This window comes from Verrucomicrobiota bacterium (genome assembly GCA_019247695.1).
Lineage (GTDB): Bacteria > Verrucomicrobiota > Verrucomicrobiia > Chthoniobacterales > JAFAMB01 > JAFBAP01.
Map to the genome: position 1 here is coordinate 13,791 of JAFBAP010000109.1, position 17,693 is coordinate 31,483.

A 17,693-nucleotide genomic window follows, 5' to 3' on the forward strand; every position below is an offset into this window, starting at 1 on the left:
CGAACTAAGATGAGATCCCTCACCAGGGCTCATCCCTGCGGCGCTGCTCCTCTTGCCGACGCCGATCCCCTTCCCGACACCCGACGCTCGACACCCGGCCCTCACACAATCACCAGGTCGACGCCCGGCAACTCACGCATCAGCTCGTCATGCAGCGCCGGCCTGAACGACCAGCGGCGCCGGCCCGACCGGCCCAGAACGACGTGAGTGATCCCATACTCCCGGGCGAAGGAAATCAATGCCGCCGCCACGTTTTCGTGCTTGAGCAGGATCACCAAACCGCCCATCGTTTGCGCCATTTCCAGGGTGTCAGATGCCCGGCGCTGAAGCTCCGCGTCGATGTTGGTAGCCGATTCTTTAGGCGTCCGGACGTAAACTGCGTACCACTGGGCATTCAGCTGCGTCGCCAATCGAGCCGTCTTCCGCAACAAACGCCCGGGGTCCGGCCCGCGGCTGCTCACCGCGACCATCACCTGGCCGAGCGCGCTGACCTCATGATCCTGTTCGGATCCAAGCCGCTGCTTGCGGTCCAGCAGGTTGGCCGTCTCGCTCAGAGTCATCTCGCGCAGACGGGTCAGGTTACGCGTGGTGAAAAAGTTCGCGAGCGCCGCCTGGACCCGTTCCGGAGGGTAGATCTTTCCGGCTTGCAGCCGCTCCTGCAGATCTTCAGCCGGCAGATCGATGTTCACGATCTGATCGGCCTTCGCAATGATCTCGTCCGGCACCCGCTCCTTGACTCGCACGCCGGTAGCTTCCTCGACGATGTTATAGAGCGACTCGAAGTGCTGCACGTTTACCGTGGTGATCACGTTGATGCCGGCCCGGAGCAGGTCTTCGACGTCCTCGTATCTCTTCCGATTCCGGCTTTGCGGCGCGTTGGTGTGAGCCAGCTCGTCGACCAGCGCAATGGTCGGCTTTCGCGCCAGCACCGCGTCGACATCCATCTCGCGTAACTCGAGCCCGTGATACTGGGCTACCAATGGCGGCACGATCTCGAGGTCTCCGATTTGGGCGGCCGTTTCGGGCCGGTCGTGCGGTTCCACGTAGCCGATTACCACGTCGACCCCTTGCCGCTTCAGGCGGTTGCCCTCCACGAGCATCTGGTAGGTCTTGCCTACCCCGGCACACGCCCCCAGGTAGATCTTCAGCTTGCCCTGTTGCTGCCGGCGAATAATGGAAAGGAAATCATCCGCCGTGGGCCGGATTTGCACGTTATCAGCGGTGGCCATGGTACAGGTGTCGGGTGGAGTTCGGAGTTCGGAGCTCGGCGTTCGGAGTTCGGCGTTCGGAGTTCGGCGCGGCATGCTGGGGGGTGGGTGCGAGTGTCAACGTTAGAGTTGCCGCCAGGTCCCCCTAATCTGTGTAATCCGTGGATGTTTCCTCTTTTCTGCGTTCTTCTGCGTGTTCTGCGGATGATTCTGTCTTCCCGCCGTGGTCGCCGTGGTTCGCCGTGTGAACTCTGTCGTTGTGCCCGCCCGATCGCTGTGCCCGCCGCGTGACCTTAATCTGCGTCAATCTGCGTGTTCTGCGGGTATTCAATTTAATCCGTGGACATTCACCTCGCAGCGCCATCCAAAGCCAGGTTCAGTCGCAGGACGTTCACGCCGGGCTGTCCACCGATGAACCCAAACAGGGGCCGGTCGGTGGCCTGCTCGATCGCCGCCTTTACCGCATCGGGCGAAAGGTGCCGTTCTCGCGCGACGCGGGGCGCCTGTAACCGGGCGTTTTCGGGGCTGATGTGCGGGTCCAGACCGCTCGCCGAAGCCGTGACCGCGTCAGCCGGAACGAGGACGTCATCAGCAAGGCCGTTTTCCCGGCGGTAAGCGGCCACGTTTTGCTTCACGGTATCAATCAGTTTCTGCGAAGTCGGCCCGAGGTTGGACCCTCCCGAACTGGTCGGGTCATAGCCGGTGCCGGCATCCGAAGGCCGCGGATGGAAGTACCGCGCCCCGCTGAAGCCTTGTGCGATCAGATCGGAGCCGACGACGGTGCCATCTGCAGATTCCGCCAGACTGCCGTTCGCGTGATACGGCAGGAGGATCTGGCCCAGCCCCCAAATCAGCACCGGATAAAAGCCGCTGCACAAAAGCGCAAACACCACGGTGGCCACGATGGAAATGCGGAGTTCACGAAGGAAAGTACTCATAGATAAAACGTTTCTGTCTTAGGTTAGGCAAGGTGCAGGGCGGTGATGATGACGTCGATCGCTTTGATGCCCACGAACGGCAGCAGAATCCCGCCCAGGCCGTAGATGAGCAGATTGCGCGTGAGGATGCTGGCCGCGCCGAGGGGGCGGAACCTCACCCCGCGCAGCGCCAGCGGGATCAGCGCGACGATGATGACGGCATTAAAAATGACTGCGCTCAGGATGGCGCTGTCCGGCGAATGCAGCCGCATGATGTTGAGCGGCGCGATCTGCGGGAAGGTGCCTACCACCATGGCCGGGATGATCGCGAAATATTTGGCCACATCGTTGGCGATGGAAAAGGTTGTCAGCGCGCCCCGGGTAATCAGGAGCTGTTTGCCGATCTCCACGACTTCGATGAGCTTGGTCGGGTTGGAGTCCAGGTCGACCATGTTGCCGGCTTCTTTGGCCGCCTGGGTGCCGGTGTTCATCGCCACGCCCACGTCGGCCTGGGCCAGCGCCGGAGCATCGTTCGTGCCGTCGCCCGTCATTGCCACCAGGTGCCCGTTCTGTTGCTCCTTGCGGATCAGCGCCAGTTTGTCTTCCGGTTTGGCCTCGGCCAGAAAATCATCCACGCCGGCTTCCCGGGCGATGGCGGCCGCGGTCAACCGGTTGTCGCCCGTGATCATGATGGTGCGGATGCCCATGGCCCGGAACCGCTCGAAACGGTCGGCCAGGCCGCCTTTCACGACGTCTTTAAGCAGAATCGTGCCGAGGACTTCGGCGTTGGCTGCCACGACCAGGGGCGTGCCGCCCGCACTGGCGATCTGCGCCACCGTTTCCTCCACGGGTCCGGGCAGCTTTCCACCCGTGAATTTGCGGATCGCGTCCGCGGAACCTTTCCGGTACGATAACCCGTTCAGGTCGACGCCGCTCATGCGGGTTTGAGCCGTGAAGGGCACGAAATGAGCCTCGCCCATTTCGTGGAGCTCGCGGCCGCGGATGCCGAACTGCTTGGCCAGGACCACCACGCTGCGGCCTTCCGGCGTTTCGTCGGCCAGGGAAGCCAATTGCGCCGCTTCGGCCAGCCGCTGCCGGTCCACGCCCGGCGCCGGCCGGAACTCGGTCGCCTGCCGGTTGCCCAGGGTGATGGTGCCGGTCTTGTCGAGCAGCAGGACGTCCACATCCCCGGCCGCCTCCACCGACCGGCCGCTCATGGCCAGCACGTTTTTCTGCACGAGCCGGTCAATCCCCGCGATGCCGATCGCGCTTAACAGCCCACCGATGGTGGTCGGAATCAGGCACACCAAAAGGGCAACCAGCACGGGAATGGAAAACTCGACGCCCGAATAAATCCCGTACGCTTTCAGCGAAATCATCGCGATCAGGAAGATGATCGTCAGGCCCGAGAGCAGGATCGTGAGCGCGATCTCGTTCGGTGTCTTTTGGCGCTGGGCGCCCTCGACCAGGCCGATCATCCGGTCAAGAAAGGTTTCGCCGGGGTTCGACGTGATCCGGATGGTCAGTTGATCGGACAGAACCTTGGTGCCGCCCGTCACGGCGCTGCGATCGCCCCCGGACTCGCGGATCACCGGCGCGGACTCGCCCGTGATGGCCGACTCGTCCACCGTGGCCGCGCCCTCGATGACTTCGCCGTCACCCGGAATGATCTCGCCGGCGTTCACGAGGACGACGTCGCCTTTGCGCAGTTGTTCCGCGCCCACCTTCTCGAGACGATCGCCGTCCAGCAGACGGTTGGCGTAAGTCTGGGTCCGCGTGGCGCGCAGTGCCTTGGCCTGCGCCTTGCCCCGACCCTCGGCCATGGCTTCCGCGAAGTTGGCAAACAAAACGGTGAACCAGAGCCAGAGCGCGATCTGCAGGAAGAAACCGAACGCGTGCCCATGCCCGAAGAACAGCAGCACCGTCGTGATGGCCGCGCCGACTTCGGTCACGAACATCACCGGATTCCGGGCCAGGGTGGCCGGGTTCAGCTTCTTGAACGACTCGCCGGTGGCCGGGACGATGATGGCCGGGTCGAAAATGGAATGAGTTTTGGCTGCCATAAAAGCAATCGAAGCAATCGAACAATCGGATAAAAGGAGAACTCAGGGTGCGAGGCGCGGCTAAAAGAGCTTGCCGCTGTGCATGAGGAAATGCTCAAGGATCGGGCCCAGCGACAGCGCCGGGAAAAACGTCAGGGCGCCGACCAGGACGATGGTCCCGATGACCAGGACCACGAATAACGGTCCGGTTACCGGGAAGGTGCCCGCACCGGCCGGGATGAGCCTTTTACGGCCGAGCGAGCCGGCGAGAGCCAGCACCGGGAGGATCATGCCGAAGCGGCCGATCAACGTGGCCAACGCGAGCGTGATATCGTAGTGCGGGTCGCCGTTGGCCGGCGCGGCGGTCAGGCCCGCGAAGGCGCTGCCGTTATTGCCGGTACACGAGCTATACGCGTAGAGGATCTCGCTGAGGCCGTGCGGCCCGTTGTTGTTCAGGCCGGCCTGTCCCCACGACGCCACGCAGGCGTACGCCGAGAAGCCCAGGATCGAGAACGCCATCAACAGGATGGCAAACGTCGCCATCTTGACATCGTAAGCCTCAATCTTTTTGCCGAGGTACTCCGGCGTCCGGCCGACCATCAACCCGGCGATAAACACCGCCAGCACGACGAACACGAGCATGTCATAGAGGCCCGCCCCCACCCCGCCGAAGATCAATTCGCCCAATTGGATGTTGACCAGCGGCACCAGGCCGCCCAGGGGCGTGAAGGAGTCGTGCATCGCATTAACCGCCCCGCAGGAAGCATCGGTGGTTATCGTCGCGAACAGGGCCGAATCAAAAATGCCGAAACGCACCTCCTTGCCTTCCATGTTGCCGCCGGCCGGATTGACGCCAAGCCCGGTCAGCAGCGGGTTACCGGCCGCTTCCGCCTGCCAGCAGACAAGCACCCCGGCCAGAAACATCACGGTCATGGCCGCCCATACCGTCCAACCGTGCCGCTGATTCCTGGTGGCCCGGCCCAGGTAGTAAGTCAGCGCGCTCGGGATCGCAAAGATCGAGAGCATCTGCACGAAATTGGAGAGCGGGTTCGGGTTTTCGAACGGATGCGCCGCGTTGGCGTTGGTGTAACCGCCGCCGTTGGTGCCGAGCATCTTGATGGCCACCTGCGAGGCCATCGGCCCCTCCACGATCGTTTGCGAGTCGACCGTCTGCTCTTCCATCACCGGGTTACCCTGCGCATCCTTCACCGGGTTGCCGGCGTCATCCTTCTTCTGGACCTGGACCTTTTGCGGCTCAACCACCTTGACCGTATCGTAAGGCTTGAAGTTTTGAATCATGCCCTGCGAAATCAGAAACAGGGCGTACACGACGCAAATCGGGATGAGCAGGTAGTAATGGATGCGCACCATATCAACCCAGAAATTGCCCACGGTCGCGGCCGTATGGCGGGCGATGCCGCGCACGATCGCCGCCGCCACCGCAATGCCGACCGCCGCGGAAAGAAAGTTGTGCAGCGCCAGCGCCAGCATCTGGGAAAGGTAGCTCATGGTCGATTCGCCCGAATAGCTCTGCCAGTTGGTGTTAGTCGTGAAGCTGGCTGCCGTGTTGAAGGCGAGGTGATCGGCCACGGCCGGCAGCTTTTGCGGGTTGAGCGGCAGCACCGCCTGCAGCCGCAGCAGGGCGTAAGTGAACAGCATCGTCACGACGCTGAACATCAGGATGGAGAAGGCGTAACTGAGCCAGCCCTGTTCTTCCTCAGGCCGGATACCGAAAATACGGTAGGTCAGCCGCTCCAACGGACGGACCGCCGGGTCCAGGAAGGTCTTGCCGTTCGGGTCCAGAACCGCCGTCACCCACAGGCCGAGTGGCTTGGTGATGGCCCAGAGGACTGCGGTAAAAAGGATCAATTCCAACCAGCCTTGTGCATTATTCATAGGTATATGCCGTTTCCGCGCAGGCGCAGTCAGAACTTTTCCGGCCGGATGATCGTGGCCAGGAGGTAGATGATAAGCAGGATGGAAATAAAACCGACGATGAAGTTTTCCATAAAACTATGCAAGTTGGCTAGACCTTGGCGCAGCCCCAGACAAAGAGGGCGAGCAGCACAAAGGAGATAATGGTTAGAAGGGTGTAGATGAGGTCAGGCATAATCTGATTTGGTTGGGCGATCACCGGCTTTACGCGATTGTTCAGGTTCGTTGCGCCTGGCTGCTTCCATGCCGTGCCGGGCTTTGCCAGGGAGGAACCGCCGCCGCCCCTCCGGGGTAAAACCCGGAGTGACCAACTTGCAAATCGGTGTGGCCGGCAATGGACTCATAGACAACGGTCAGTCGCCGAGATTGAGGGGCTCCTCGGTCGCACCGAAGACGTTGAGCTCGAAGAGGCGCCGCATGTTCTGCTGGGCAGCTTCGTGATCGTGCCTGACCCGGATCGCGCGGCCGTAATATTTGCGGGCGTTGCGGTAGTCGCCGCCCAATTCCGCCAACACCCCCAGCAGGTTAAGCGCGTCGGCCGAGCGCGGCTCAAACTCCAGCGCGCGTTGCAGGTGCTTTTCGGCCAGGGTGAAATTTTGCAGGTTGACCTGCCGCTTGGCCGCGCGGAGGTGCGTTGCGAAGTCCTCACGCTCCGTGCGCTCCCGGTAGTCCGCGCGGTGGCGTTCCACCACCTCGGCTACCAACCGGCGCAGGTCGTCCGGCCGCAGCGGTTTCTCGAGGAAATCGATCGCGCCGAGCTTCATGGCGCGCACGGCATCGGGCACGCTCCCATAAGCGGTCACGATGATAACGGGCGTGGCCATGCCTTCCTCCCGCATTTGCTCAAGGACGGTCAGGCCGTCCATACCCGGCATGCGCAGGTCAAGGATGGCCAGGTCGAATAACTCGCCCAACAGCGCCTCGCATGCCGCCGCCCCGCTGGGGGCTTCCGATACTTCGTACCCTTCCAGTTCCAGCGCCATCCGGAAGTTGAGCCGCGCGTTCGGCTCGTCATCAATGATCAGAATGCGTTTCATCAGAGTTAAGCTGCCTGGGGCAGTTCAAAGGAGAATTCCGTGCCTTGGTGCGGGGCGCTGCGTACGGTGATCGAGCCGCCGTGGGCCGTGACGATCTCCTTGGCAATCGCCAGGCCCAACCCCACCCCGTTCTGCTCGTCGCCGGGCACCCGGAAAAAGCGTTCGAAGATGCGCGGCTGGTACTCCACCGGGATACCCGCTCCCTGGTCGATCACCGCAAAACGCACCCGATGGTCGACCGGCTCGGCTTTTAGCGTTATGACGTCCCCGGGCCGGGAATGCTTGACGGCATTGGAAATAAGGTTGCTGAAGACGTGCCGGATCTGGCGCGCGTCGACTGCCAATGCCGGGATTTCGGGCGCCACCTGGGCCACCAATCGCTGCCCGCGCGCGCTCACCAGAGGCTCGGATTCTTCAACCGCCGCATTGACCAGGGCTTGGGCTTCAATGCGCTCCAGGTAGGAGCGCGCCTGGCCCGCCTCGAGCCGGGTGAGGTCGAGCAGGTCGTTGATCATGCGCAACAGGCGTTCCGCGTCTTCGCGGGCTGCCAGAACCAATTCGAGCTGCTTCGAGTTTAACGGCCCGATGCGTTCCTCCAATAGCAGGTGTAAACCCATCCGCACACTCGTCAGCGGGGTCTTGAGTTCATGGCTGACGGTTGAAACCAGGTTGGTTTTGACCTGGTCGAGTAACCGAAAGCGGGTGACGTCCTGGAGCAGCAGCGCGGCACCGAAAATGTGGCCGGCTTCGTCACGCATCCCGATAACGCGCGGCAGAAAGAAGATTTCCTGATCGTCCAGGCGCAGGGGAATCGCTTTTTCAAAACTCTTGGGCAGGTAATCCGGGCCGCCTTTCAGCACCGCGTCCAATTCGGCACTCAGCTCCTCGGGCAACGCCGGTTTGGCGCCCACCTTGGCTGCAAACCGGTGGGCGGCAGGATTCAGAAAGGTAACGGTGCCCTCGTCCGACAGCGTCAGGATGGGGTCCGGAAAGGCCGAGAAGGCGATCTCGGTCATCTGCCGCGCCTTGAGGATCTCGTCGGTCGTTACCTGCCGGTAGACGCGAAGTTTGCCGGTCAGCCGGTTGAAAGCCGTCGCCAACTCCCCGAGTTCGTCATTGGATTGCACGGGCACGACCTGGTCGAGGTTGCCTTCGCCAAGTTCACGAGTGACCACCGTCAGATTGCGGACCGGACGCAGGATGATGGCCTGAAGCCGCCAGGCCAACAGCAGCGAGATGATGATCCCGGCGCCCACCGTCAGGAACATGTAACGCGTCGATTCGTAGCTTTTGCTGCGCGCTTCCCGGGAAGCGTGCACCATGTTGTCCTGGTTAATGCGGATGATTTCCTGGACGGTGTCGCGGATCTGGTTCGTTAAGGCCAGCAGGCTTCCGAAGTACAGGCGGCTGCGACCGGCCTCGTCCGGCGTGGAAAAGAAACGCTGCCCTTCACTGAGATAACGCCCGTACAAATCACGGGTGCGGTCCGCGAGTTCGCGTTCGCCGGGCAGCGTGATGTTGTTCATCTCGCGCTTGAGTCCATCCTCAAAGACCGATTTACCCTGCACGAAGACCTCATCGCGATGGGCGTTCTCGCCGACCAGGGTGAAAACCACCGCCGAATCCATCCGGGCGAGCCCTTCTTTCATGCCCTCGCCGGCCAGCACGCTCCGGTAGTTCTCTTTGAGGATGACGTCGATCTTGCCGCCCAGTTCCTTGAACAGGGAGATGGCGTAAAAACCCATCACCGCGAACAGGCACAAGATCGGCAGGATGCCGAGCAGGAATTGGCGCCGCATGGACGTGCGCTTTGTCATCGGCATCGACAGGAAGGCAAATCCCGTGCCAGGAATTCACACCGGCTTATCGGGCGCTCATTTATAGAGGGAGTTACGCAATGCCGGATCAAGCCGCCGCTTCCGTCAACTCGCAATTTACGAGTTCCTGGAATAAGAAACTCGCGTTTTACGAGAGCGATGCCGCCCGCCAAACCGGGAAGCCGCAGGAAATCAGCAGCAGCGCTGGAACCGGCATGGTCCGGGTCCGCAGCATCGCTCCAGGAACCCTCGGACCCCAGGATCTCCCCATCCTTTGAAGTTCAGGGTGCGGGCAAACCTGCCTCATCCACGATCAATTTCGGAGTCCGGGGATTCCTTCCAGGTGCTTCTCCAGCCGGTCCAGTAACTCCGCCTGTTTCGGGTTGATCTTCCGGCGCGCATCCGTCAGCGAGAAAAATTCGCCCTTGTCGATTTCCGGAAATGTTTTGATCTGCCCGGACTTCGGCGGCCATTCACAGGTGAAGGTATTGCTCTTCACCTGAGATGGATCGCAGTCCCCTTCAAATGCCCACGCGTAAACCCGCTTGCCGGATTTTTGCCGGATGTCCCCCAGGTAGATGAACGGTTCGGCCGGCACGAGCGACGTTTCCTCGTTGAACTCGCGTCTGGCCGCCACGAGCTTGTCCTCCCCCGGGTCGATGAGTCCTTTCGGGATCGACCACGCCCCGAAATCCTTCTTTGCCCAAACCGGTCCACCGGGATGGACCAGAAAAACCTCAAGACCGGTTTGGGTTTTTCGGTACATCAAAAGGCCCGCGCTGACCTGCTGCATGCGGAACACCTTATCACAAAACGCGTGAGCTTCAGTGAGGGATACCCGCCAAGGTCCGTTCCTGAGCCGAAACCTCCACCGTGCCGGGAGCGCGCCGATCTTACTAACTTTTGACTTTTGTTAACATCATCCGCGGTTTACCAGGACAAAGTTAGTTACCCCTGAGATTACCGATCTCGACTTCCTCGCTTCCGTGTTACGGGCTGCAGAGACAAAATCTGGGAGCTTGTTACGGAAACCTGTTTTTGATCGGGGCTGCGCACTTGTTCTTGACGGGACCAAGCGTCCATGGAATCGGTCAGCCATGCCCCCGTTCAGCAGGCTGGATTGGCCGATTGCGGCCGCAATGTTGCAATACCCAGCGGTCACATCCAAAGGTGAGTTAGTTCAAGATCAGGGACCGGATGAGTGGGCCGTCTCCTTACAGGAAATTGTGGATGCAGGTTTCATCCATTTTGACCCGACCGATTCATGGTTGCGAATCGCGGATCTTTCGGATGCGCGCCTGGAAGAGTTTCTCAAGACGGTAAGCCAGGTTGGTCTTTCTATCCCCGCCGTCACCACGGCTCGACGGAGCGTGATTGATCCCGAGCACGGTGATGACTACCTGGCCTACAGCCATCGCGTCCTGGATACGGCCGCGCGAATCGGGGCCGGCGTGGTTTCGTTCGGCTTTTTGCAGGCGTTAACGCCGGCTCAGCAGCAGGCGCTCTGGTTTTGGACTGTCCCGGGGCCGAAGAACCCGGATGATCCTGCGGTGTGGAAACTGGCCGTCAACCGGCTCCAGGAATTGGGCCGGCACGCGGATGAGGTCGGCGTAAACATCGCCCTGGAGATGTATGAGGACACCTACCTTGGTTCGGCCGACAGCTCCGTCGCGTTCGTTCGGGATGTGAACCATCCCCGCGTCGGCCTGAATCCCGACTGGGGAAACCTCGTGCGTTTGCTTCGCCCGGTGGAGCGCTGGGAGGCGATGGCGGAGAAAACGCTGCCGTACGCCAAATACTGGCACATAAAGAACTATTTCCGGTCCGAGGATCCCGCGACGGGCAGTATCGTGACCGCTCCCGCCCCCCTGGAGTTCGGAGTCATCAATTATCGAAAGGCGGTGCGGATGGCAATCGAGGCGGGTTATAACGCGCCATTCTACGTCGAGCATTATGGCGGCGACGGCCTGAGCGTGAGTGCGACCAACCGGGAGTACCTGAGGCGAATTCTGCCGCGTTGATCGGCTGACTGCATTTTTGTCGCGAAGAAGCTGCTCCGGACCCCTTTATGAGGTTTTCGGGGCGGGTCCCGTCGCGGCGGTCACCCGGCGCCGTCGCTCGCCGACCGTCTCGGGCCGCATCGCCAGGACCAACCCGGAGGCAATCAGAAGCGCAACCGTCAGCACGATCAGGCCGACAGCCGGGTTTTTGGTTACCTGGGCAACCCAGCCGACCAGATAGGGCCCGGCAAAACCTCCCAGGTTTCCGATGGAATTAATCAGGGCGATCCCGCCGGCCGCTGCGGTGCCGGTCAGGATAGTGCTGGGCATCGTCCAAAACATCGGCTGGGCACACATCAGACCGATGGCGCTGAGAATGAGCCCGGCGAAGGAAATGTAAGGTGAATGCGACAGGGCGCTCATCGTGAAGCCGCCGGCCATCAGCAAACACGGGATCGCAAAATGCCAGCGGCGTTCACCCTGAGCGTCAGAATGCCGGCACCAGAAGACTTGAACCAGGGCAGCGATGAGGTACGGAATCGCGGTAAGAAAACCGACCGCCAGGTCGGACACGCCGAACCGCTTGATGATTTGCGGCAGCCAGAACCCGAGGCCGTACACACCCATGACCACGAGAAAGAAAATGAGGGCTAACAGGAGCACGCGCGGGTGGCTGAACGCGTCCCGCAGCGTCATGTGGCCGCAGGCGCGTTCACTCAGTGCTTTATCCGCCCGCATGATTTCAGACAGCATCCTGCGCTCGTCCGGCGAAAGCCAGGTGGCCTGCTCCGGTCGATCCGTCAGGTAACGCAGGGCGACAAACGCCAGCAAAATGGCGGGTAACCCCTCGAGGATAAAGAGCCATTGCCAGCCACGCAGGCCCGCAAGGCCGTGGAGACCGAGCAGCGAACTGGAGACCGGCGCACCGATGATGATCGACAGGGGAATGGCCAGGTAGAACAGGGCCATCACCCGCGCCCGTTCGCGGGCGGGGTACCAGTTAGTGAGGTAATAGACGATTCCCGGGAAAAAGCCCGCCTCCGCCAGGCCGAGCAGGAACCGGAACACGAGAAACGATGCCGGTCCTCGCGCCAGCGCCATGGCTGAGGAAATCACGCCCCACGTGATCATGATCCGGGCGATCCACACACGGGCGCCGAACCTGGCCAGCGCCAGATTGCTTGGTATCTCGAACAGGAAATACCCGAAAAAGAAAATGCCCGCGCCCCACCCGTAAAGGTAGGGAGTGATACCCAGGTCCTTATTCATTATCAGCGCCGCAAACCCGACGTTAACCCGGTCAAGGTAAGCGACGAAGTAGAGCAGGATCAGGAAAGGCACGAGCCGCCGGGTCACCTTGGAAAGCAACTCCGGAGGCTCCGCCAGCGAATCTTGTGAGGGGACAGAGGGACATGACATGACAGTGGGCCGGGTTGGCCGGTTTCCAACACCGTTCGGATCTCCGAAGGATTCTGATGCTATCGGGAAGATCCGTCAGATCGCCCCGCCGTGTTCGTCCTCGATATGAACACGGATGATCTCGTCGAAATTCTTTTCCGCTTGAAACCCGAGCGCAACCGATCGTGAAGCGTCGAAGTTACGCGCCCACCCCCCGACGATGCGCTCGATGACGGGATCCGGTTCGCGCCGGACAAGCTTTACCCGATCCGGGCCCGCCACGCGTCCGAGGCTCTCGATCATCTCGCCGACGGTGGCGGAAACGCCGGGCATGGTCAGAGTGCGGCGCGGGCCGACGGCCGCACCATCAATTTCGGCGGCATGAAACAGGAAATTCACCGCGGACCGCGGCGAAGCGAACCAATGCCGCACGTCCTCCGGGACCGGTAGCACGGCGGGTTCGCCCTTCAGAGGTTCTCGGATGATGTTCGAATAAAAGCCCGACGCCGCCAGGTTCGGTTTGCCCGGCCGCACGCAGATGGTCGGCAGGCGAATGCCGATACCGTCAAAAAAACCGCGCCGGGTGTAATCTGACAGGAGAAGCTCGCCGATGGCTTTCTGGGTTCCGTAGGAGGTTAACGGCGTTTCAAAAAACTCTTCACCGATCACCTCCGGAAACGGGGCGCCGAACACGGCGATGGAGCTGGTGAAAACGAGCCGGGGCGTATTACCGGCACGGCGCACCGCTTCGAACAGGTACCGCGTGCCGTCAAGATTGATTCGGTAACCCTTATCAAAGTCGGCCTCGGCTTCACCGGAAACGATCGCCGCCAGATGAAAGATAATGTCCGGCCGGCCGGCCACCAGGCTTTCCGCAGCCGGCGGGGCGGACAGGTCACAAGCCACCGTATCGACCTCAAAGGGTGCATCTGCGGGCGCCGCCGGCACGATCACGTCGGCCATCGTGACGCGCGACACCTTCCTGCCGGCGAGCGTGCCGTTTTTGGCCAGTTTTTCGACAAACTTGCGGCCGATCATGCCCGCTGCGCCGATCACGAGGACTTTCATCGCCGCCCTCCCTGAGCCATTGCCGGCGCCGGCCGGCCTTTACTGTCCAGCTTCCCGGACCCGCAAACGCCGCGGTTCGGGGCGGTGAAACATAACGTTCGAAGACCGGGACGTGAGCTTACCTTTGCAGCCGTAATCGAGGGAAACAAGATTGACATTGCCCGCATGGATGTGGAAACCTCCCGCGAAGGGTACAGCCGCCTACGGGTAGAGGTCAATGTGAAGCCCGTTTTTTCCTTGACCGTCGTGCCCTGCGTGAACCCCTCGACAAACACCGCTTCCCCCCCGGTGATTACAAAACCCGTCTAACTTAGGAACGTTGAAGACCACCATGAAAAGCCCCCTCAAAGGCGCGCTGGCTGCCGTGCTGGCAGCGACCCTGCTGCTCGGATCGCAAATTTCAAGTCGGGCAAAGGATATCGTTTACCTGACTCCGGGCCTTGACCTGCCCTTCTGGCGTTACCTGGCTGCAGGCGTCGAGAGCGTGGCCAAGAAGGAAGGCTACGGTTTTCAGACGCTCGACAGCCGCAACAACGCCCAAACCCAACTCAAGAATGCCCAGGACGCCGTTTCGCGCGGCGCCGCTGCGATCGTGATTTCGCCGACTGACAGTTCCACGGCGCCCAGCGTGCTGGCGCTCGCCCAGCGAGCTAACATCCCGGTAGTCATCGCCGACATCGGCACCAACTCGGGGGAATACGTCTCCTTCATCATCTCCGATAACCGTGAGGGGGCTTACGGGGTGGGCAAGGCGCTCGGCGCAGCCATGAAGGAAAAGGGCATGCAGGAGGGCACCTACGGCCTGGTGACGATCTCGCTGACCCGCAACAACGGCAAACTGCGTACCGAAGGCTTTCGCACGGCGATGAAAGAGGCCGGCATCAAGGAGGGGCCGCTTCAGCAGATGCAGAATTATACCGCCGACGAGACCTTCAGATTCACCCAGGACATGGTCACGGCCAACCCGAATATGAAGGGGATGTTCATCGAGACCGACCAACCGACGATCGGCGCCCTCCGGGCGCTCAAGGCGGCTCGCAGGGAGGGCACGGTCCTGGTGGCCGCGTTTGACGGCATTCCGGAGTTCGTCGACCTGATCAAGAGTGGACAGATCGTTGCCTCGGGGATGCAGCAGCCTTACCTGATGGGGGTTCGCTCCGGCGAAGCGATAACCAAGCACCTGAAAGGCGAGAGCGTCGAGAAGCAAATCGTGGTACCCATCCTCGTCGTTACGAGCAAAAATATCGACGAACTGCTTCCTACCGTCAGGCAGACCGTGTTCGCAAACGAGCTGAAATGACCTCACGGCAGGCCGCAGCGCGAGGCTTGTGTTCCTGCCGAGTCTATGAAGGCCCACCCTCCCGAGGCTGCGCCGCCGGGTAACGGCACCAGCGGGGTCGCGTCGATCCCGATCCTGGCGGCATCCGGGATTGAAAAGTCGTTCGGCCGGACCCGCGCGCTGCAAGGCGCTGATTTAAAACTCTGGGCCGGTGAGGTGCATGGTCTGCTCGGGGCGAACGGCGCCGGGAAATCGACCGTTTCCAAGGTGATCTCCGGCCAGATCCGGCGCGATGCCGGATCAATCCTGTGGAAAGGCGAACCGATCGAACTTCGAACCTCTCAGGAAGCGATCAGGCACGGCATCACGATGGTGATGCAGGAAACGTCTCTGGCACCCGACCTGACGGTGCTTGAAAACATCTTTCTTGCCGAACTCGGCCGGCCGGGGTGGTTGTCTCTCGGTTCCATGCGGAAACGCGCCGGCCAGTTGCTCGAGACCTTGGGCCAGCGGGAAGCGCTCCCCCTGGATCGCGAGGTTAGTTCCATTTCACCCGCGCAACGGCAGTTAGTCGAGATCGCCAAGGCACTCGCCCTTGACTCTGACCTGATCATCTTTGATGAGCCGACCGCTTCCCTTAGTCCCACCGAAGTCGAACGGCTCTTCGAGGTCATGACGAAGCTCAAACGGGCCGGGCACACGCTGGTGTTCGTCTCGCACCGGCTGGAGGAGGTTTTCGCCATCACGGATCGTGTAACCATCCTGCGAGAAGGCCGGACGGTTGCAAACGCCAGGGAGACTTCATCGCTGACGCAGGCGGAGATTATCCGGTTCATGGTCGGCCAGGAACTCAAAACGATCTATTCAGCCCATCCGGAGCAAGGGGCCGCCGGGTCGCCGGCCGTCCTTGAAGTGCAGCATCTCCGGACGGTTCCCCTCGTCCACGATGTCTCGTTCATGGTCCACCGCGGCGAGATCGTCGGACTCGGCGGACTCGTGGGCGCCGGCCGCTCCGAAACGCTCGAGGCCGTCTTCGGCCTCAGAGCGCGTCAGGGCGGGGAGATCCGGCTTTTTGGAAAACCGTTCAACCCGGGACGCCCGGCGGACGCCGTGCGGGCCGGGATCGGGCTGATCGCCGAGGACCGGCGCGTCCAGGGCATCGTGCCCGATTTCTCGGTGCGCGAGAACCTGCTGCTCGGACACCTGGCTGCACACCGCGGCTTCGGGCTCGGCTACAAGCAGCGCAAGGCCAAGGTCGATGAACTGTTGACGATGCTCGACCTGCCGGCACACCGGCTGTTGGACGCCAACATGCTTAACTTCTCCGGGGGCATGCAGCAGAAGGTTCTGATCGCGCGCTGGTTGCTGCTCGAACCGTCCGTCCTCATCCTCGACGAGCCGACCAAGGGCGTCGACATCGGAACCCGTTCTTCGATTTACTCGATGCTGCGCGAGGTCGCGGCCAAAGGGGTGGCGGTCCTCGTCGTTTCCTCCGACTTCGAAGAGCTCCTCGGCCTCTGTCAACGGATCGTCGTGATCAGTGATGGCCGGTCGATCGCCGACGTGCCGAGCACCGTGCTGGATGAAGAGAAGCTTACCTTCTTCGCGGCACCGCGCACGTCCATGAAGCGTAACACCGAGGTTCTCCGTGAACTCGTTCGAGAACTGAACGGCGCCGGCTTCTGGGCGCTCATCGACTCCGAACGGCTGTTTTGCCTTAACGCGATCGTCAGCAACGAACGGACCGATCCCGGCTTCCAATCCGGCGGTACCCCGCACTTTGCCGAAACGCGCATCCCGAACGCCCTTGCCGCCAAGTTGAATGATTTCGTGCGGGAACCGGACCGGAACCTGGCGAGCCTCGTCGTGCCGGTGCGCAGCCGTCTCGGCCACGACATGGGCTGGGTCGGGCTCGTCCTTGACGGGGCCGCGCCGTTACCGCCCGCAGAACAGGTCCGGCGACGGATCGAAAACCTCTTTCGGACTACGTCCGAAGCATCGCCGTCCCCGCAGGTGCACTGATGAACGCGTTGTCCGCCGACCGATCCATTTTTCGCTCCCTGATGGGGCGCCTGGAGATCCGCATGCTCGGGCTGGCGCTCCTGCTGGGCGCCGCACTGGCGGCGCTCTCGCCGCACTTCCTCGCGACCGGCAACCTCCTTAATCTCCTCGATCAATCCGTCGTGGTGGGGATCGTGGCGATCGGCATGACGTTCGTCATCCTGATCGGCGGCATCGACCTGTCCGTGGGTTCGATCGCCGGCCTGACCGGCGTCCTCCTGGGCCTTTCCCTCCAGCGGTTCAGCATCCCCGTGTCGATCGCGCTCGCGGTTCTGGCCGGGGCCGGGATCGGACTGATCTCCGGATTTTTCATTGCCCGCTTCGGCCTCGCCGCCTTCGTCGTCACCCTCGGCATGATGGCAATTTGCCGGAGCCTGGCTTACATCTGCTCCGGAAACACCTCGATTTCGAATCTGCCCGCCGGCCTGGGCAACATCGTGTTCACGAGCGTCCTGGGCGTACCGAGCAACGTCCTGACGCTTTTCGTCCTGTACGCCCTGGCCTGGTGTTACCTGAACTACACCAAGGGCGGCCGCACCATTTACGCGGTCGGCTCCAACCGGGAAGCCGCGCGCACCGCCGGCCTCAACGTGCTTGCCTTCAGCATCCTTCCCTACATCATCTCCGGAGCCCTCTCCGCCGTGGCGATCACCTTTGCCTCGGCGGAAGTCATGTCGATCGATCCCCTCGCCGGCACCGGCCTTGAACTCGACGCGATCGCCGCGGTGGTGATTGGTGGAGCAAGCCTGTTCGGCGGCCGCGGGTCGATCATCGGCACGCTGATCGGCGTTTTCATCATGGTGATGATTCGAAACGGTTTAAACCTGATGAATGTGTCCCCCTTCTGGCAAGGTTCGGCGATCGGATCGGTGATCATCGCCGCCGTGCTGGTCGAGCGTCTTCTCTCCAGCCGATCCGCCGCCCGATAAAA

15 protein-coding genes are annotated in these 17,693 nt (G+C 61.8%); 5 read left to right on the forward strand and 10 right to left on the reverse strand.

Going from position 1 to position 17,693, the window contains the following annotated elements; genetic code table 11:
* Positions 1–101: 101 nt before the first annotated feature.
* From JO015_12165 to JO015_12195, 7 genes are all read right to left on the reverse strand, one after another.
* Complete coding sequence (locus tag JO015_12165; GenBank protein MBV9999851.1) at positions 102–1,229, reverse strand: universal stress protein; 1,128 nt, start codon at positions 1,227–1,229, stop codon at positions 102–104.
* Positions 1,230–1,555: 326 nt separating this feature from the next.
* Positions 1,556–2,146 carry a K(+)-transporting ATPase subunit C gene (gene kdpC / locus JO015_12170; GenBank protein MBV9999852.1) on the reverse strand — a complete coding sequence of 197 codons (591 nt, stop codon included), beginning with the start codon at positions 2,144–2,146 and terminating at the stop codon, positions 1,556–1,558.
* 23 nt (positions 2,147–2,169) lie between these two features.
* Positions 2,170–4,188, reverse strand: coding sequence for a potassium-transporting ATPase subunit KdpB (gene kdpB / locus JO015_12175; GenBank protein MBV9999853.1), 2,019 nt, complete (start codon positions 4,186–4,188; stop codon positions 2,170–2,172).
* A gap of 60 nt (positions 4,189–4,248) precedes the next feature.
* Complete coding sequence (gene kdpA, locus JO015_12180; GenBank protein MBV9999854.1) at positions 4,249–6,063, reverse strand: potassium-transporting ATPase subunit KdpA; 1,815 nt, start codon at positions 6,061–6,063, stop codon at positions 4,249–4,251.
* Between the two features lie 29 nt (positions 6,064–6,092).
* Positions 6,093–6,188 carry a potassium-transporting ATPase subunit F gene (locus tag JO015_12185; protein MBV9999855.1) on the reverse strand — a complete coding sequence of 32 codons (96 nt, stop codon included), beginning with the start codon at positions 6,186–6,188 and terminating at the stop codon, positions 6,093–6,095.
* A 267-nt stretch (positions 6,189–6,455) separates the two neighbouring features.
* Positions 6,456–7,139, reverse strand: coding sequence for a response regulator (locus JO015_12190; GenBank protein ID MBV9999856.1), 684 nt, complete (start codon positions 7,137–7,139; stop codon positions 6,456–6,458).
* Positions 7,140–7,144: 5 nt separating this feature from the next.
* The gene (locus tag JO015_12195) at positions 7,145–8,938 is read right to left on the reverse strand and encodes a HAMP domain-containing protein (protein MBV9999857.1); all 1,794 of its coding nucleotides are present in this window, start codon (positions 8,936–8,938) and stop codon (positions 7,145–7,147) included.
* A gap of 98 nt (positions 8,939–9,036) precedes the next feature.
* On the opposite strand from JO015_12195, the gene JO015_12200 reads away from it, so the two are divergent.
* Positions 9,037–9,234: a hypothetical protein gene (locus JO015_12200; GenBank protein ID MBV9999858.1), complete on the forward strand. Its 198-nt coding sequence runs from the start codon at positions 9,037–9,039 to the stop codon at positions 9,232–9,234.
* A gap of 35 nt (positions 9,235–9,269) precedes the next feature.
* On the opposite strand, the gene JO015_12205 is transcribed toward JO015_12200, so the two are convergent.
* Positions 9,270–9,749 carry an NUDIX domain-containing protein gene (locus JO015_12205; protein ID MBV9999859.1) on the reverse strand — a complete coding sequence of 160 codons (480 nt, stop codon included), beginning with the start codon at positions 9,747–9,749 and terminating at the stop codon, positions 9,270–9,272.
* 304 nt (positions 9,750–10,053) lie between these two features.
* Between JO015_12205 and JO015_12210 the strand changes: the two genes are divergently transcribed.
* A complete protein-coding gene (locus tag JO015_12210) occupies positions 10,054–10,977 on the forward strand; it encodes a sugar phosphate isomerase/epimerase (protein MBV9999860.1) in 924 nt (307 codons plus the stop codon).
* Between the two features lie 45 nt (positions 10,978–11,022).
* Here JO015_12210 and JO015_12215 read toward each other — a convergent pair whose 3' ends face one another.
* Positions 11,023–12,375: an MFS transporter gene (locus JO015_12215; GenBank protein ID MBV9999861.1), complete on the reverse strand. Its 1,353-nt coding sequence runs from the start codon at positions 12,373–12,375 to the stop codon at positions 11,023–11,025.
* Positions 12,376–12,450: 75 nt separating this feature from the next.
* Positions 12,451–13,422 (reverse strand): SDR family oxidoreductase, encoded by a 972-nt coding sequence (locus tag JO015_12220; GenBank protein MBV9999862.1) that lies wholly within the window; start codon positions 13,420–13,422, stop codon positions 12,451–12,453.
* A 331-nt stretch (positions 13,423–13,753) separates the two neighbouring features.
* Here JO015_12220 and JO015_12225 point away from each other — a divergent pair, with 331 nt between their 5' ends.
* From JO015_12225 to JO015_12235, 3 genes are read left to right on the forward strand one after another with little or no spacing between them, the layout of a single operon-like run.
* A complete protein-coding gene (locus JO015_12225; GenBank protein ID MBV9999863.1) occupies positions 13,754–14,722 on the forward strand; it encodes a substrate-binding domain-containing protein in 969 nt (322 codons plus the stop codon).
* Between the two features lie 45 nt (positions 14,723–14,767).
* Entirely contained in the window at positions 14,768–16,723 is a 1,956-nt protein-coding gene (locus JO015_12230; GenBank protein MBV9999864.1) for a sugar ABC transporter ATP-binding protein, read from the forward strand.
* Positions 16,723–17,691, forward strand: a complete 969-nt coding sequence (locus JO015_12235; GenBank protein MBV9999865.1) for an ABC transporter permease — start codon at positions 16,723–16,725, stop codon at positions 17,689–17,691. The genes JO015_12230 and JO015_12235 overlap by 1 nt, the downstream gene beginning before the upstream one ends.
* The last annotated feature ends 2 nt before the right edge of the window (positions 17,692–17,693 follow it).

Coding starts and splice junctions, on each gene's coding strand:
- JO015_12165 (MBV9999851.1), bottom strand. CDS start 1,229: ATGGCCACCGCTGATAACGTGCAAATCCGGCCCACGGCGGATGATTTC.
- kdpC (MBV9999852.1), bottom strand. CDS start 2,146: ATGAGTACTTTCCTTCGTGAACTCCGCATTTCCATCGTGGCCACCGTG.
- kdpB (MBV9999853.1), bottom strand. CDS start 4,188: ATGGCAGCCAAAACTCATTCCATTTTCGACCCGGCCATCATCGTCCCG.
- kdpA (MBV9999854.1), bottom strand. CDS start 6,063: ATGAATAATGCACAAGGCTGGTTGGAATTGATCCTTTTTACCGCAGTC.
- JO015_12190 (MBV9999856.1), bottom strand. CDS start 7,139: ATGAAACGCATTCTGATCATTGATGACGAGCCGAACGCGCGGCTCAAC.
- JO015_12195 (MBV9999857.1), bottom strand. CDS start 8,938: ATGCGGCGCCAATTCCTGCTCGGCATCCTGCCGATCTTGTGCCTGTTC.
- JO015_12200 (MBV9999858.1), top strand. CDS start 9,037: ATGCCGGATCAAGCCGCCGCTTCCGTCAACTCGCAATTTACGAGTTCC.
- JO015_12205 (MBV9999859.1), bottom strand. CDS start 9,749: ATGCAGCAGGTCAGCGCGGGCCTTTTGATGTACCGAAAAACCCAAACC.
- JO015_12210 (MBV9999860.1), top strand. CDS start 10,054: ATGCCCCCGTTCAGCAGGCTGGATTGGCCGATTGCGGCCGCAATGTTG.
- JO015_12215 (MBV9999861.1), bottom strand. CDS start 12,375: ATGTCATGTCCCTCTGTCCCCTCACAAGATTCGCTGGCGGAGCCTCCG.
- JO015_12220 (MBV9999862.1), bottom strand. CDS start 13,422: ATGAAAGTCCTCGTGATCGGCGCAGCGGGCATGATCGGCCGCAAGTTT.
- JO015_12225 (MBV9999863.1), top strand. CDS start 13,754: ATGAAAAGCCCCCTCAAAGGCGCGCTGGCTGCCGTGCTGGCAGCGACC.
- JO015_12230 (MBV9999864.1), top strand. CDS start 14,768: ATGAAGGCCCACCCTCCCGAGGCTGCGCCGCCGGGTAACGGCACCAGC.
- JO015_12235 (MBV9999865.1), top strand. CDS start 16,723: ATGAACGCGTTGTCCGCCGACCGATCCATTTTTCGCTCCCTGATGGGG.